Origin of the sequence: Pseudohoeflea suaedae, from assembly GCF_004354915.1 — a bacterium.
Classification (GTDB): domain Bacteria; phylum Pseudomonadota; class Alphaproteobacteria; order Rhizobiales; family Rhizobiaceae; genus Pseudohoeflea; species Pseudohoeflea suaedae.
Map to the genome: position 1 here is coordinate 477,933 of NZ_SMSI01000001.1, position 15,435 is coordinate 493,367.

12 protein-coding genes are annotated in these 15,435 nt (G+C 63.9%); 8 read left to right on the plus strand and 4 right to left on the minus strand.

Annotation, left to right across the window (positions count from 1 at the left end; genetic code table 11):
- The first annotated feature begins 32 nt into the window (after positions 1-32).
- The 3 genes from E2A64_RS02265 to pheT are packed head-to-tail and all read left to right on the plus strand — an operon-like array spanning position 33 to position 4,590.
- On the plus strand, positions 33-998 hold the full coding sequence (locus E2A64_RS02265) for a BUD32 family EKC/KEOPS complex subunit (RefSeq protein WP_133282815.1): 966 nt from the start codon (positions 33-35) through the stop codon (positions 996-998).
- A gap of 7 nt (positions 999-1,005) precedes the next feature.
- The gene (gene pheS, locus E2A64_RS02270; protein ID WP_133282816.1) at positions 1,006-2,091 is read left to right on the plus strand and encodes a phenylalanine--tRNA ligase subunit alpha; all 1,086 of its coding nucleotides are present in this window, start codon (positions 1,006-1,008) and stop codon (positions 2,089-2,091) included.
- Between the two features lie 51 nt (positions 2,092-2,142).
- A complete protein-coding gene (gene pheT, locus E2A64_RS02275) occupies positions 2,143-4,590 on the plus strand; it encodes a phenylalanine--tRNA ligase subunit beta (RefSeq protein ID WP_133282817.1) in 2,448 nt (815 codons plus the stop codon).
- Between the two features lie 87 nt (positions 4,591-4,677).
- On the opposite strand, the gene E2A64_RS02280 is transcribed toward pheT, so the two are convergent.
- Positions 4,678-5,343 carry a ZinT family metal-binding protein gene (locus E2A64_RS02280; RefSeq protein ID WP_133282818.1) on the minus strand — a complete coding sequence of 222 codons (666 nt, stop codon included), beginning with the start codon at positions 5,341-5,343 and terminating at the stop codon, positions 4,678-4,680.
- Positions 5,344-5,569: 226 nt separating this feature from the next.
- Here E2A64_RS02280 and E2A64_RS02285 point away from each other — a divergent pair, with 226 nt between their 5' ends.
- Positions 5,570-6,952: a nicotinate phosphoribosyltransferase gene (locus E2A64_RS02285; protein ID WP_133282819.1), complete on the plus strand. Its 1,383-nt coding sequence runs from the start codon at positions 5,570-5,572 to the stop codon at positions 6,950-6,952.
- Positions 6,953-6,956: 4 nt separating this feature from the next.
- Here E2A64_RS02285 and E2A64_RS02290 read toward each other — a convergent pair whose 3' ends face one another.
- The gene (locus E2A64_RS02290) at positions 6,957-8,504 is read right to left on the minus strand and encodes an MFS transporter (protein WP_133282820.1); all 1,548 of its coding nucleotides are present in this window, start codon (positions 8,502-8,504) and stop codon (positions 6,957-6,959) included.
- A gap of 144 nt (positions 8,505-8,648) precedes the next feature.
- On the opposite strand from E2A64_RS02290, the gene E2A64_RS02295 reads away from it, so the two are divergent.
- On the plus strand, positions 8,649-9,635 hold the full coding sequence (locus E2A64_RS02295) for a Gfo/Idh/MocA family protein (protein WP_133282821.1): 987 nt from the start codon (positions 8,649-8,651) through the stop codon (positions 9,633-9,635).
- Positions 9,636-9,665: 30 nt separating this feature from the next.
- Here the strand turns inward: E2A64_RS02295 and E2A64_RS02300 are convergent, their stop codons facing one another.
- Entirely contained in the window at positions 9,666-10,064 is a 399-nt protein-coding gene (locus E2A64_RS02300; RefSeq protein WP_133282822.1) for a GtrA family protein, read from the minus strand.
- 11 nt (positions 10,065-10,075) lie between these two features.
- Positions 10,076-11,137, minus strand: a complete 1,062-nt coding sequence (locus E2A64_RS02305; protein WP_133282823.1) for a glycosyltransferase — start codon at positions 11,135-11,137, stop codon at positions 10,076-10,078.
- A 175-nt stretch (positions 11,138-11,312) separates the two neighbouring features.
- Here E2A64_RS02305 and E2A64_RS02310 point away from each other — a divergent pair, with 175 nt between their 5' ends.
- The 3 genes from E2A64_RS02310 to E2A64_RS02320 all read left to right on the plus strand — a co-directional run bounded on the left by E2A64_RS02310 (position 11,313) and on the right by E2A64_RS02320 (position 15,431).
- Positions 11,313-13,097 carry a hypothetical protein gene (locus E2A64_RS02310; protein WP_133282824.1) on the plus strand — a complete coding sequence of 595 codons (1,785 nt, stop codon included), beginning with the start codon at positions 11,313-11,315 and terminating at the stop codon, positions 13,095-13,097.
- 111 nt (positions 13,098-13,208) lie between these two features.
- Positions 13,209-14,231: a penicillin-insensitive murein endopeptidase gene (gene mepA / locus E2A64_RS02315; RefSeq protein WP_428977440.1), complete on the plus strand. Its 1,023-nt coding sequence runs from the start codon at positions 13,209-13,211 to the stop codon at positions 14,229-14,231.
- A gap of 174 nt (positions 14,232-14,405) precedes the next feature.
- A complete protein-coding gene (locus tag E2A64_RS02320) occupies positions 14,406-15,431 on the plus strand; it encodes a glucokinase (protein WP_133282826.1) in 1,026 nt (341 codons plus the stop codon).
- Positions 15,432-15,435: the final 4 nt, after the last annotated feature.

Sequence of the window (15,435 nt, forward strand, 5' to 3'; positions counted from 1 at the left end):
GGCGGCCTGGGCTGACGCGGGATCTTTTCGTTTTGGACACCTTCGTAACGGACACGATGGACGACACGGCAAACATACCGGAGAACGACCTGGCGTCGGATGCGCTGGCTCTGCTGATGCAGGTGCTGACGGCCGACGACGGCAAGCGCGTCGTCCGGGTCGTGTTGCCGGGAGCGACCGGTTCCGCCGCCCCGAACGACGCAAGCGAGGGGGTTTTCTGGGTCAAGCGGTTCGGCATCGAACGGGTTCGCCTTGTCCAGCGCGCGCACGCAGCCCTCAGCCCGCTGATCCCCGTTGCCGCGTTGCGCTCGGCCGCGCTTGCCGATCCCGCAGCTCAGCTCGAGCGCGAGCAGCGCAAGCTTGAAGCCTTTGCGTCAGCGGGCATTCCCGTTCCGCGCATCGTTCTGAAAGGTGACCGGGCGCTGGTCTTTTCCGACACCGGCGCGGATGTACAGAAGCGCCTTCGGGCGCTGGTGGAAGCCGGCGAAACGGAACTTGCCGAGGAACTGATCCTGCGTATCGCGTCCTCTCTCGGCGCGGTCCATGCCGCCGGTCTGTGTCACGGACGGCCGCATCCGCGCGACATGTTCGTCGCCGGGAACGGCCGGATCGGCTTTTACGATTTCGAGGAAGAGCCGGAAGCACGCATGCCGCTTGCCGATGCTCAGGCCCGCGACGTCTGGCTTCTCTTCATGCAGATCTGTGCCGACCCGCCGAAGCCGGAGACGCCCGAAAGAGCGCTCGCCGCTTACCGCGCCGCTGCACCCTTGGGCGTGTTGCCGCGGGTCGGGCCGATCATCGCGCCGGTCAAGCCGTTTTTACCGCTGGTGGGGCTTTTCAAGCATCGCGGGCTCGGTAAGGACGGCAAGCGGTTTCTCAACGCAACACGATTTCTCTCCGATGCCTTGCAACATGGCGCCGGCAAGGGCAGTGAAGAGGCGCCCGCTCGACCGGAGCTGCGAGGCGCATCGACAATGAACAAAGCCGGAAAGGGCTGATGAGACGATGAGCGATCTGGAACAACTCGAAAAGGCCATCATGGCCGATATCGAAAATGCGAGCGATGAAGCGGCGATCGAGGCTGTCCGCGTCGGCGCGCTCGGCAAGAAGGGTTCGGTCTCGGAATTGCTCAAGGGCCTCGGCGGCATGAGCGCCGAGGAGCGTCAGACGGCCGGTCCCGCGATCAACGGCCTGAAGGGGCGTGTGACGGATGCGATCTCGGCACGCAAGGTCGAGCTGAAGGACGCCGCCATCACCGCGCGCCTGGCGCGCGAGACCGTCGATATCTCGCTTCCCGTCCGCACCTCGCCGTCGGAACGTGGCCGCATTCATCCGATCAGCCAGGTCATCGACGAGATCACCGCCATCTTCGCCGACATGGGTTTCGCGGTTGCGGAAGGCCCGGATATCGAGACCGATTATTACAATTTCACCGCCCTCAACTTCCCCGAAGGCCATCCGGCGCGCGAGATGCACGACACCTTCTTCTTCCCGCCGGATGCCGACGGAAAGAGGAAACTGCTGCGCACGCACACCTCGCCGGTTCAGGTCCACACGATGGAGAGCCAGAAGCCGCCGATCCGCATCGTGATCCCGGGCAAGACCTATCGCCAGGATTCCGATGCGACCCATTCGCCGATGTTCCATCAGCTCGAAGGGCTCGTGATCGACGAGACCGCCAATGTCGGCAACATGATGTGGACGCTGCAGGAGTTCTGCAAGACCTTCTTCGAGGTGCCGTCGCTCAACATGCGCTTCCGTCCGTCCTTCTTCCCCTTCACCGAACCGAGCCTCGAGGTCGATATCCAGTGCGACCGCTCGAAGCCCGGCGAAGTGCGCTTCGGCGAGGGCAATGACTGGATGGAAATTCTTGGCTGCGGCATGGTTCACCCCAATGTGCTCAAGGCCGGCGGGCTCGATCCCGACGTCTATCAGGGCTTTGCCTGGGGCATGGGGATCGACCGCATCGCCATGCTGAAATACGGCATGCCGGACCTGCGCGACTTCTTCGACGCCGACGTGCGCTGGATCGACCATTACGGCTTCCGCCCGCTCGACATCCCCACCCTGTTTGCGGGGCTGAGCGCGTGAGCCGACACACAACGACATCCCGCCCTGTGGCTATGAACGGGAACAATTGAAATGAAATTCACGCTTTCCTGGCTCAAGGATCACCTTGAAACCGACGCCTCGCTCGATGAGATCGTCGAGACACTGACCATGATCGGCCTCGAGGTCGAAGAGGTCGACGACAAGGCGGCCTTCAAGGCCTTCACGATCGCCAAGATCGTTTCCGCCGAACCGCATCCCGATGCCGACAAGCTCAAGGTGCTCAAGGTCGATACCGGTTCGGGCGATCCGGTGCAGGTCGTCTGCGGCGCGCCCAATGCGCGCGCGGGTCTCATCGGCGCCTTCGCGGCTCCCGGCACCTATGTGCCCGGGATCGACGTCACGCTGGGAGCGGCCGCCATTCGCGGTGTCGAGAGCTTCGGCATGATGTGCTCCGAGCGTGAGCTGGAGATTTCCGACAATCACGAGGGCATCATCGACCTGCCTGAAGATGCGCCCGTCGGCACGCCCTACGCGGCCTATGCCGGTCTCGATGATCCGGTCATCGACATCAACCTCACGCCCAACCGCCCCGATTGCACCAGCATCTACGGGATCGCCCGCGATCTGGCCGCTGCCGGTCTCGGCACGCTCAAGGACGGTTCGGTGGAACCGGTCACGGGCGAGGGCGCCTGCCCGGTCGACGTCACCATCGAGGCAACAGATCTCTGCCCCGGTTTCGCGCTGCGCCTGGTGCGCGGCGTGAAGAACGGCCCGTCGCCGCTCTGGATGCAGAAGCGGCTGATCGCCATCGGCCTGCGCCCCATCAATGCGCTTGTCGACATCACCAATTACGTCACCTTCGACCGCGGCCGTCCGCTGCACGTCTTCGATACCGCCAAGGTCAAAGGCAACCTTGTCGTTCGCCGGGCAAAAGACGGTGAGACGGTGCTGGCGCTCGACACCCGCGAATACACGCTCGGCGCCGACATGTGCGTGATCGCCGATGACAACGGCGTGGAATCCATTGCCGGCATCATGGGCGGGGAACACTCCGGCTGCGACGAGACCACCACCGACGTGCTTATCGAATCCGCCCTCTGGGATCCGATGAATGTCGCCCGTACCGGTCGCGATCTCGGTATCGTCACCGATGCGCGCTACCGTTTCGAGCGTGGCGTCGATCCGGAATTCATGGCCGACGGCATTCAGCTCGCCACCCGCCTGGTGACGGATCTTTGCGGCGGCACCCCGTCGGAAACCCTGATCAAGTATGGCGAGCCCACCTCGAAGGAGGGCGAACTCGTCGGCGAGAGCGGACATCACTATCACGAGGTGGACTTCCCGCTGACTGAAACCAAACGCCTCACCGGCCTCGATGTCGATCGCGAGGAGAGCATCGCCATCCTCGAAAAGCTCGGCTTCAAGGCCAAGGGCGCGATTGATGGCGACACCATCCGGTTCGTCGTTCCCTCCTGGCGTCCCGATGTCGACGGCAAGGCCGATCTGGTGGAAGAGGTCATGCGCATCCACGGCGTCAACGAAATCGAGATGAGACCGCTCGGCAGCCATGCGGCGGTCAATGGCAGGATCCTGACGACCTTGCAGATCCGCACCCGGCTGGCCCGCCGCACGCTTGCCGCCCGTGGCATGCACGAAGCCGTCACCTGGTCCTTCATCCCGGAAGACCATGCCAGGGCCTTCGGCGGCGGCAAGCCCGAGCTGAAGCTGTCGAACCCGATCTCGGCGGACATGTCGGACATGCGCCCCTCGCTGCTGCCGGGGCTTGTGGCAGCCGCAGGTCGCAATGCCGACCGGGGCTTCGGCGATACGGCGGTCTTCGAGGTCGCAGCCACCTATGAAAGCGATCTTCCCGAAGGGCAGCGGCGTGTCGCCGGCGGTATCCGCCGCGGTACCGCCACGCTCGAAGGGGCTGGCCGGCACTGGGACGGCGCGGCGCAAGCCGTCGGCGTCTTCGATGCCAAGGCCGATGCCTTCGCGGTGCTCGAGGCCTGCGGCGCGCCGGTCGACCGCCTGATGATCGAGCGCGGCGCGCCCGACTGGTTCCATCCGGGCCGTTCGGGGGTCATCAAGCTCGGTCCCAAGGTGGTGCTCGGCTATTTCGGCGAGTTTCACCCGCGCGCCCTCGAGGCGCTCGACGTCACGGGACCGCTTTGCGGCTTCGAGGTCCATATCGACGCGATCCCCGAGCCGCGGGCCAAGGCGACCCGCACCAAGCCGGTTCTGGCTCTTTCGCCGTTCCAGGCCGTGCGCCGCGACTTTGCCTTCGTGGTGAATGGCGACGTGGCTGCCGGCGACATCGTCCGGGCCGCGACCGGTGCGGACAAGGCACTGATAACCGGCGTCAAGGTCTTCGATATCTTCGAGGGAGCCTCGCTGGGCGAAGGCAGGAAGTCGGTGGCGATCGAGGTCACGCTTCAGCCGCGCGACAAGACGCTGACCGAGGAAGAGCTCGAAAAGGTCTCGGCCAAGGTCGTCGCCAATGTCGAGAAGTCGACCGGCGGGACGCTCAGGGGCTAGGTCCTTCGCTCTCAGCGGTTTCGATCTGAACGGTCCAGATTTGAAGTGCGGGGCATTTGAGTTTGCCCCGCACTTTCTCGTTTTGCGTCAGTGGGCCAGCATCTCGTTCACGATGCCCGCGGCGTCCAGCGACGCCGGATAATAGGTCGGCCAGTTCGTCACTTCTTCGAGAAGGGCAGCGCGGTCGTTGCCCATATAGACGTGATAGTGATCCGCCTTTTCGGGTGCGATCCTGTGGTCGCTGAACTGGATGTAGTCCGGCGCGCTCTCATCCCCCTCGACCTTCCTGAAGATGAAACGAACGCCCCGGTTGCCCTTCTTGTAGGTCAGGATCTCGTGACCGTCGCTTTCATAGCGCCCGCTGACCGAGCCCTCGGCGCGCTCGAAAGTGACTTCGTTTCCATCGATTTCGATGCCTTCGACATCGGTTTTGTAGCCGGCTTCGTAATAGGCCTTGTAATCCTCGGCGCTCTTGTCGCCATGTGCTGCCTTGTGCGCGAAGACCGGGTCCAGCGTCCCGTCGCGAAGATAGGGATAGACCGACTGCCAGTCGCCTTCCCAGTCGGAGAGATCGCGTGCGGCAATCTGGCTGTCATCGAAGTAGCCGGCATGAATATCCTTGTTGTCGTCGCCATGGGAATGCGCGTGGGAATGACCGGTCTTGTCGGCGGCTCCCGCGGCGGCGGATGCGGCAGTGAGGGCCAGGCCGAGAGCACAGGCGCGGAAAATGGTCTTGGGAAGGGAAATCGTCATTCAGTAGCCTCCTGGACATGCAGATGATCCGCGCTGGCACGAATCGTAACGTTATTACGTAACGTTTCTGGATTAGACGAAGCTGAACGGCATGACAAGCGCCTCTTCACTTTTTGACGGGGCGACCGATATCGTGTCTCTCCAGTCGCGCGATCGGCCCGCGAGGCTAGCCGAAACATGCAGGATGGTTGTAAAACCTCGCAGACATTTCCCTGGAAGGCCTTTCATGAACCTCATCCTGAATTCGGACAGCTACAAATACTCCCACTTCCTGCAGTACCCGCCGGAGACGGCGACGATCTCGGCCTATGCCGAGGCGCGGCGGGGAGGGCCCTACGAGAATGTGCTGTTCTTCGGCCTGCAGATGTTCCTCAAGGAGTATCTTTCCGGCCGGGTGACGATGCAGGATGTCGAGGAGGCCAACGAGCTGATCACCGCCCACGGCCTGCCCTTCAACCGGAAAGGCTGGGAGACGCTGGTCGAGCGCCATGGCGGCAAGCTGCCGCTGCTGATCGAGGCACTGCCCGAAGGGCAGGTCGTGCCGGTCGGCACGCCGCTTATCCAGGTGCGCAATACCGATCCCGATTTCTTCTGGCTGCCGACTTTTCTGGAAACCGCGCTGCTGCGCGCGATCTGGTATCCGTCCACCGTCGCGACGCTTTCGCACAGTGTCCGCAAGATCATCTCGGCCTCTCTCGAGCGCACCTGCGACACGCCGGACGAGGTGCTGCCGTTCCGCCTCCATGATTTCGGCGCGCGCGGCACCACCTCGCTCGAACAGGCGGGTCTCGGCGGGGTTGCGCATCTGGTGAGCTTCCTCGGAACCGACACCGTGGCCGGCGTCGTTGCCGCGCGGCGCTACTACCACGAGCCGATGGCCGGCTTCTCCATCCCCGCGGCCGAGCACTCGACCATGACGAGCTGGGGCGAGGATCGCGAGACGGAAGCCTATCGCAACATGCTCACCCAGTTCGGCGGACCCGGCAAGCTGGTCGCCGTCGTCTCGGATTCCTACGACCTCTATCGCGCGGTCAAGAACATCTGGGGCGAGGAACTCAAGGCAGAGGTCGAGGCCACCGGCGGCACATTGGTCGTCCGCCCGGATTCGGGCGATGCGAGCCGCGTACCGGTCGACACACTTGTCATGCTCGGCGAAATATTCGGCTTCACCACCAACCAGAAGGGTTTCAAGGTTCTCAACCCCGCCGTCCGCGTCATCCAGGGCGACGGCATCACGCCGGAGACGATCAGGGTCATTCTCGGCCGTATGGAGGACCTCGGCTGGTCGGCCGAAAACATGGCCTTCGGCATGGGCGCCGGCCTTCTCCAGAAGGTCAATCGCGACACGCTGCGTTTTGCCATGAAGGCCAATGCCCGGCAGGACAAGGACGGCGAATGGCACGGCATCAACAAGAACCCGAAGACCGACCCGGGCAAGGCCTCCAAGCGCTATCGCCAGGCGGTGGTGATGGAAAACGGCGCGCCCATCTCCGTGCCGCTCAAGGATCTCGGTGATCGCGAGAACATGCTCAAGCCTGTCTGGGAGAATGGCGAGCTGCTGGTCGACTGGACCTTTGGCGAGATCCGCAATCGGGCCAACGGCAAATAGGCTCTCAGCCCTTCTCCGGCCGCACGGCGGTCTGCGTCGTCCAGGCGAGCAAGGCTGCGAGCAGGCAGCAGGCGGCAATGGTCCAGGCAATCGCCGCGAAGGCCGCATCGCCAGCGGCCAGCCGCATCGCCTCGCTTGCCGCGGGCAGGCCGCTGGCCGGCTCCCCGAAACCCGGTATATGGTCCGGCGCCTCGCCCAGGTGGCTGGCGTAGACGAGGGCGGCCAGACTGCCCATCGCCGCAACCGCCACCAGTCCCGCAATGCGCGCGATCGCATTGTTGATGCCGGAGGCCGCGCCCGTATCGTCGTCCTCGACCGAGGTCATGACCGCGGTCGATAGCGGCGAGACGACGAGCGACATGCCGAGCCCCATCACGATCATCAGGGGGAACACCGCTTCCCAGAAAAGATGAAGGCCCATCCCGACCGCCACCGCTAGACCGGCGAAGGCGCACCCGACCATGGCGCTGCCCGCCGTGATAGGCAATCGCGGACCGTATCGGTCCGACAGCCGCCCGACCGGGCCCGAGAGGAGCGCGATAGAGGCGGAGAGCGGCAGAAAGACGAACCCGGCCGTTGCGGGTTCGATACCCCAGCCGGCAATCAGCAGCATGGGCAGGTAGAACAGGTTGGCGCTCAAGGCAAAATAGAGAACGAAGGTGGCCGCATTGGCTCCCGCGAATGGCAGGATCGAAAACAGCGACAGGTTCACCATCGGCGCCTTCACCCGCAATTCGTAGACGACGAAGATCGTGAGCGCGCCAAGACCGATGAGGCTGGCCGTGATCGACCGGTACGGCGCGGGCGAGCCGCTTTCCGCGACCATGTCGGTCAGCCCCCAGGCGAGCGCGCCGAACGCCAGTATTGCAAGTGCCGCGCCGCCGAAATCGAGCCTCCTGCGTTCGCCGGGCGGATCGTCGGGCACCCGGAGCAGAAGGGCGACCGCGATTGCGCCGAGCGGCAGATTGATGGCGAAGATCAGTCGCCATGCGCCGTCACCGAGGACGGACAGCATGCCGCCGCCGATCACCGGTCCGATCGCTGTCGTAAGCGCCGAGGCCGCCGCCCAGATGCCGATCGCGCGCCCGCGTTCCCCCTTCGGATAGGCCTTGGCGATGATCGCAAGACTGCCCGGGATCATCAGGGCCGCCCCCACGCCCTGCACGCCGCGCGCAAGAATGAGCGTGCCTGCCGTCGGCACGGCGGCGCAGATCATCGACGCGAGAACGAAGAGGACTATGCCTGCGATGAAGGTCCTGCGCAGGCCGAAACGGTCGCCGGCTCCACCGCCCACCAGGATGAGCGCGGAAAGGGTCAGCGCATAGGCGTTCGAGATCCACTGCGCGTCGGCAAGCGAAGCGCCGAGATCGGCGCGGATCGCCGGCATGGCGACGGAAACCACCGAGCCGTCGATGAAGCCGAGCGCGGACGCCAGGATTGCGGCGAAAAGGACATGCCGCCGCCGGTTCTGCGGACAGAATGTCGCCGAAACGTCCCTTGGCAGTGTGTTCGGTCGGGCGGGATCGGCACCCGGATGGGAAATTGTCTCCATGGGGCACCACCCTAGTTCGGGCCGTCCTTGCGGGGAAGTCGGGAAATCGCCCGCCTGCGCCGCCTTGCAATTTCAGCGCGAAGCGGATTTCCTGCGCGCCGATCAGGAACGGGCCGCATGACGGCTGATATCGGGAGAGAAATCATGTTTCGTTGGGGTATTCTGTCGACCGCCAAGATCGGTCGCGAATTCGTGGTGCCGCAGATCCAGGACAGTGAGAACGGCATTGTCGCCGCCGTCGCCAGCCGCGATATCTCGCGTGCCGACGCGTTCGCCAAGCGATTCCAGATCGAAAGGGCCTATGGTTCCTACGAGGAGTTGCTCGGCGATCCCGAAATCGACGGCGTCTACATTCCGCTGCCGACATCGCAGCATATCGAATGGTCGATCAAGGCCGCGGAAGCTGGCAAGCACGTGCTCTGCGAAAAGCCGATCGCCCTCAGGGCGGAGGAAATCGAACCGGTCATCGCAGCGCGCGACAAGGCCGGCGTCGTCGTCTCGGAAGCCTTCATGGTCACCTACCATCCGCAATGGCTGAAGGTGCGCGAACTCATCGAGAACGGCGCCATCGGAAGGCTCGTGCACGTTCAGGGCGCATTTTCCTATTTCAACGTCGATCCCGACAACATGCGCAACCGGCCGGAACTCGGCGGCGGCGGGCTTCCGGATATCGGTGTCTATCCTACCGTGTCGACGCGCTTCGCCACCGGCAAGGAGCCGCAGAAGGTGCGCTCGATCGTTCATCGGGACCCGAATTTCGGTACGGACATCTTTGCCGACGTCACCGCCGATTTCGGCGATTTCACCATGAGCTTCTACGTCTCGACCCAGCTCGCCGCGCGTCAGCTGATGGTCTTCCACGGCGACAAGGGTTTCATCGAGGTAACGGCGCCCTTCAATGCGATCGAATGGGGCATGCCGGAGGTCAGGCTACATTCCGCCGGTCACGACAAGGAGGAAATCTTCCGCTTCGCCGGTGTGCGCCAGTATCGCACCGAGGCCGAGAACTTCGTCCGCCACGTTCAGGGCGAGGGCAACCCGATCTTCACGCTCGAGGAATCGGTCAAGAACCAGAAGTTTATCGACGCCATCTACCGTGCGTCGGACAAGGACAGCTGGGAACAGGTCTGAGCCCTGTCGACGAATGCCGCCGGGCCGGGCTCAGTTGAGCTCGGTCTCGGCCTTCGGCTTGCCGAAGACGAAGTGCGAATAGCCGAGATAGGAAAACACCGTCGCCGACGCCGATGAGACGATAAGCGCCAGAAAGGGCGAGATGCCCGGCGCCAGCGCGATGATCGCCGAGAATACGCCGTAATTGATGAGAGCGGAGGCCAGGCCGACGCTGCCATAGCGGGCACCTTCCGCTCTCAGCGTCCGCCCGGAAGCATCGAACGTGAAGCGCCGGTTGATCATCCAGGTGCAGGTCATTGCCGCCGCGATGGCAAGCGCGCGACCGACATACGGGCCGAACGGCGTGTAGTGGAGCACCAGGAAAAGCACGGCCATATCGACGATGAAGCCGGTCCCGCCGGCAATCAGGAATTTGATGATCTTGCGCATCTGGCCTTACGTCATGCCTTGGATTTGTTGCGCTTTAACCGCGACACCGTGTGTTTTGCAAGCTCTGCGGGTTCAGTTTCCGCGAATTGACCCGCCTCGCCGGCGTGCTCCCCGGCGGACGAAAGCGCGCGCGGCCCGCCGAGCGGTGTGAAGGTCATGTAATGCAGACGCTTCTGCTCCATACGGCCGCGCGCCACCGAATCGAGGATCATTCCGGCCGCAAACAGCATCAGCGCCATCATCAGGAGCGCCATCGAGAGCACCCAGGTCGGCATCCGCCGCACGAGGCCGGTTTCGAAATATTCCACAAGGACCGGCGTCATGAAGATCATCGATGCGGCCAGGACGCCGAGGCTGAGATAGCTGAAGAACGAGAAGGGGCGGGTTTCCTTCATCAGCATCGCCAGCATCCAGAGAATGCGGCCGCCGTCACCGAAGGTCGAAAGCTTGGATTCCGAACCTTCGGGGCGTCGTCCGTAGTCGAGCTCGAGTTCGGCGACCGGAATTTTCAGCATCGAGGCGTGGACGCTCATTTCGGTCTCGATCTCGAAGCCGCCTGAGACGGCGGGAAAGCTCTTCACGAAACGTCTGCTGAAGGCGCGGTATCCGGAGAAGATATCCGTGAAACCTCGGCCGAACAGAAGCCGGTAAAGCCGGTTGAAAAGCGAATTGCCGAAGGCATGTCCGCGGCGGCCCGCATCCGACGTCACGCCGCGCCGGGTCCCCACCACCATGTCGCATCGTTCAGACTTCAGCGTCCGGATCAGTTCGGCCCCGTCCTCGGGCGCATATGTCCCGTCGCCATCGGCCATCAGGTAGATGTCGGCATCGATATCGGCAAACATCCGTCGCACCACGTGGCCCTTGCCCTGGCGCGGCTCCCTGACCACTGTGGCGCCGGCGATCGCGGCCTTCAGCGCCGTGTCGTCGGACGAGTTGTTGTCATAGACGTAGATCTGCGCTTCGGGGATCGCTTCGCGAAAGCCTTTCACCACGCTGCCGATGGTCTGTCCCTCGTTGTAGCAGGGAAGCAGCACCGCAATTTGCAGATCTTGCACGAGACCGTCGCTCATAGGATTCTCCACGGCGGCGGACAGGGGCCCGCACCGCCCGCTTTACTATTTCTTGAGAAGGTTAAGGCTAGGTTGCGCCCTGTTCGAATATGGTCGGGAGCATGCGTTGGCATTTCGGGAAAACCTTGGCCCTTCGGGAGATTTCGGAGGAAGGCCGCAGGTTGCATCCGACGTCTTGACCGGTCTGCACCGGCCCGTCTGGATAGCCTTTCTGCTTTTCGTCCTCGTCTTCGTCGCCAAGCAGTTCATCTGGCCGGGAGATTATGTCGGCCAGGACAGCGACGACATCATGCGTCTGGTCGTCGTCCGCGATTTCCTTCAGGGTCAGGGCTGGTTCGACAACATGCAGTACCGCCTGGGCATGGAAGGCGGCACGCCGATGCACTGGTCGCGGCTTATCGACCTGCCCATTGCATTTCTCATCCAGTTCTTCTCGCTGTTCCTGTCGCAGGCCCGTGCGGAAGCCGCAGCGCTTCTCGTCTGGCCGCTCCTGACCGCCGTACCGCTCCTTTATGCCGTCGCCGCGGGATCGCGGCGCGTCGCCCGGGGCGAATGGCAGGTCGCCGGCTTCATCGGTCTTGTCGGCGCTGTGCTTTTCGTCCTGTCGTCAAACCGCTTCCGTCCCGGCTCCATCGACCATCACAATGTCCAGCTTGCGATCATGGCCGTTCTGGCGGCCTGTCTCGTCCAGTCGCCGGAACGCGCAAGATCGCATGGGCTTGCCGGTTTCTGCGCCGCGCTCGCCATCGCCATCGGCGCGGAGACCATGCCGCTCATCGCGGTCGCCTGCGGCATCGTCGCCGTCAACTGGTTCTGGTACGGCGAGAAGGCACGCAGCGCGACGCTGGCTTTCGGGATAACGCTGGCCGTGGCGCTCACGGCCTTCTTCTATCTCACCATTCCGCCGGCCCGTTACGGTCTCGTTGTCTGCGACGCGCTGTCCCTGGGCTATTACGCGCTGGGTATTGCCGGGGCTGCTGGGTTGTCGCTGGCTGCCTTTGCCCTGTCCGGGCGCTCGAGGATGCTGAGGGCTGCGGGGCTTTCCGGCGTGGGTCTGGCGACTGCGCTCGCGGCTTTCCGGATCGCGCCGCAATGCCTGTCCAGTCCGCTCGACAACCTCGATCCGCTGCTCCGGACGATGTGGCTCGACTGGGTGATGGAAGCGCAGCCCGTCTGGAAACAGATCAGATACCAGCCCTTCACCGCCGGTGCGTTCTACGTCACGCCGCTGATCGCCGCCGTCGTCGGCATTCTCGCCATCCGCAAGGGGCGGATGGTGCGCGAACACCTGATCCTGCTTGCCCTGATCATTGCCGCCTACGGAATCGCCCTGGTCCAGATTCGTGGCGCGGTCTTCTCCAACCTGCTTTCGATATTCGTTCTCGCACCGATGCTCGCCCTGCTGCGCGCCCGCGCCAACGCCGATGCGACGAACGTGAAGAAGGGGCTGACCTTCGCCGCGGCAGCGCTTGCCTGCGTGCCCTTTGTCTGGGCCATCCTGGGGCTTCTCGTATCCAGGGCCTTCGATGGCGCCGAGGAGGTGCGGGAAGAACGCGCGGCCATGAGTTCCGCCGCGGGTGACTGCGTGACCGAGGAGGCTCTCGCGCCGCTTCGCAACGAGCCCGATGGCGCCGTCGCCAATGCCTCCAATCTGGGGGCGCCGATCCTGCGGTTCACCGGCCACCGCACGCTGTCCGCTCCCTATCACCGCAACCAGGCAGGCATGCTGGGCGCATTGCATATCGCCATGTCGCCGCCGGCTGAGGCGAAAGACTATCTGGATCGGGCCGGCGTCACCCTCATAGCCTTTTGTGCTGCGGACCCGCAGGATGGACAGGTGACGAAAGTGGCCCCGGATGGTCTCTATGCACAGATCGTGAAGGGCAACGTTCCGGCCTGGCTGCAGCCGGTCGAGGGCACGATGGGCAAGCCGGTCGAGATATTCCGCTATCTGCCCTAGTGCGGCGTGACCCGGTACGGCATGTCCGGTGCGGGCGGTTGCAACCCGCGCCCCGGGGAGTATCCTTTGCGCTCAAGTGATTTGCACGGTGGGCCCGTGCCGGAGGACGACTTGAGCCGCATAAATCCGTTTCGCCGGCTGACATCTGCAGCCCTGTTCGCCTGTGTCCTGGTTTCAGGAAACCCGGCCGCGCATGCCGCTGATGGCGATGCCGTCGCCAAGCAGCTTTTCGGCCAGGCCCGGCTTCCGGCAGCCATCGCATCCGAACCGCATGGCTTCTATTCCAAGGGCTGCATCGCGGGCGCCGTCGCCATTCCGACCGATGGTCCGACCTGGCAGGCCATGCGCCTGTCGCGCAACAGACGCTGGGGCCATCCGGACATGATTGCCCTCGTCGAGCGCCTGTCGCGCGAAGCGGCCCAGTATGACGGCTGGCCCGGACTTCTTGTCGGCGACATCTCGCAGCCGCGCGGCGGGCCGATGCTGTCCGGCCACGCTTCCCATCAGATGGGGCTGGATGCCGATATCTGGCTCAACCCCATGCCGAGCCGCAAGCTCAGCGACCGGGAGCGTGAGGATACCTCCGCCGTCTCGATGCTGAAGGATGACACGCTTTATGTGGATCCCGATCGCTGGACCGAGTCTCATGCGCGGCTGATCGTGCGCGCGGCGAGCTACCCGGAAGTCGAACGCATCTTCGTTCACCCCGGCATCAAGAAGAAGCTTTGCGATACCTGGAAGGGCGATCGCTCGTCATTCGGCAAGATCCGCCCCTATTGGGGCCATCACTACCATTTTCATATCCGCATCAATTGCCCGAAAGGAGCGAAGGACTGCCGCTCGCAGGCGCCGAGCCCGTCCGGCACCGGTTGCGACCAGTCCCTTGCCTGGTGGTTCACCGACGAGCCGTGGAAGCCGGCCAAGCCTGCCAAGCCCGGGGAAAAGCCGAAAAAGAAGCGCGAGATGCGGCTGTCGGAAATGCCCGCGGCCTGCGCGCGCATCATCGATGCGCCCGCGCCGTCATCGGAGGCCGCGGCCACGTTCCAGCCCGGAATGGCGGTCGTGAGAGCGAGCGCCTTTTCCGCCCCTCCGGCAAGTGGCGTTCCGATTCCGACACCCAGGCCCGTCAACTGACTGACATGATGGCGGTCTAACCAGGGACCCTTCCGTCCATCGCCACCTTTACAGATGTGATGAATTAGCTCTAATCCGATACTCAAATCGGTTTAAATAAAAAGGCCAGCTGTCATTCCAGCGCAAGACGGGGCGATTGCCCGGGCAATTGGAGCAGCATTGACAGGACAAGACATGCAGACCGGCAACGAAACCAATCCCTCTATCGCCTTTCCTGTCCTGATCGGGGATATCGGCGGTACCAATGCGCGCTTCGCCATCCTGGTGGATGCCTATGCCGCGCCGAAGGAATTCCCGGTCATCCCGACGGCTTCCTACAAGACGATCGACGAGGCGATCCAGCGCGGCGTGCTCGACAAGACATCCGTCCAGCCCCGCACCGCGATCCTGGCCATTGCCGGCCCGATCAAGGAGGATGAAGTCGATCTGACCAATGCACCCTGGATCGTCAAGCCACGGCAGATGATCGCGGAGATGGGCTTCAGGGACGTCATCCTCATCAATGATTTCGAAGCCCAGGCCATGGCCACCACCTCGGTGGAATCGAAATATCTCGAGAAGATCGGCGGCGGCGAAGTCCGCCAGGCGGCTTCCCGCGTCGTGCTCGGCCCCGGCACCGGTCTCGGTGTCGCCGGTCTCGTCCATGCCCGCCACACCTGGTACCCGGTTCCCGGCGAGGGCGGCCACATGGATGTGGGCCCGCGCAGCGATCGCGACTTCGAGCTGTTTCCCCATTACGAGCGCATCGGCGGCCGCATTTCCGGCGAACAGCTCATCTGCGGTCGTGGGCTCATGAATATCTACCGCGCCATCTGCAAGGCAGACGGACGTGATGCGAGGGCGGCAAGCCCGGCGGAAGTGACCGCGGCCGGGCTCGACGGCATGGATCCCGTGGCGGTCGAGACACTCGAACTCTTCTGCACCTATCTCGGCAGGCTGGCCGGCGATCTCGCCCTCGTCTTCATGGCGCGCGGCGGGGTGTATCTCTCGGGCGGCATCGCCCAGATCGTGCTGCCCGTGTTGCGCCATCCGGGTTTCCGTCAGGCTTTCGAGGACAAGGCACCGCATGGCGAGATCATGCGCCAGATCCCGAGCTTCGTCGTGACCCACCCGCTGGCAGCCCTGAGCGGTATGGCGGCCTACGCCCGTACGCCGGTGCTATTCGGCCTGGCGACGGAAGGCCGCCGCTGGAAGGCATAGGCAA

What these genes read in the sequence shown, in the direction of transcription:
- pheS (WP_133282816.1), top strand. Translation starts at nt 1,006, where the DNA reads ATGAGCGATCTGGAACAACTCGAAAAGGCCATCATGGCCGATATCGAA.
- pheT (WP_133282817.1), top strand. Translation starts at nt 2,143, where the DNA reads ATGAAATTCACGCTTTCCTGGCTCAAGGATCACCTTGAAACCGACGCC.
- E2A64_RS02280 (WP_133282818.1), bottom strand. Translation starts at nt 5,343, where the DNA reads ATGACGATTTCCCTTCCCAAGACCATTTTCCGCGCCTGTGCTCTCGGC.
- E2A64_RS02285 (WP_133282819.1), top strand. Translation starts at nt 5,570, where the DNA reads ATGAACCTCATCCTGAATTCGGACAGCTACAAATACTCCCACTTCCTG.
- E2A64_RS02290 (WP_133282820.1), bottom strand. Translation starts at nt 8,504, where the DNA reads ATGGAGACAATTTCCCATCCGGGTGCCGATCCCGCCCGACCGAACACA.
- E2A64_RS02295 (WP_133282821.1), top strand. Translation starts at nt 8,649, where the DNA reads ATGTTTCGTTGGGGTATTCTGTCGACCGCCAAGATCGGTCGCGAATTC.
- E2A64_RS02300 (WP_133282822.1), bottom strand. Translation starts at nt 10,064, where the DNA reads ATGCGCAAGATCATCAAATTCCTGATTGCCGGCGGGACCGGCTTCATC.
- E2A64_RS02305 (WP_133282823.1), bottom strand. Translation starts at nt 11,137, where the DNA reads ATGAGCGACGGTCTCGTGCAAGATCTGCAAATTGCGGTGCTGCTTCCC.
- E2A64_RS02320 (WP_133282826.1), top strand. Translation starts at nt 14,406, where the DNA reads ATGCAGACCGGCAACGAAACCAATCCCTCTATCGCCTTTCCTGTCCTG.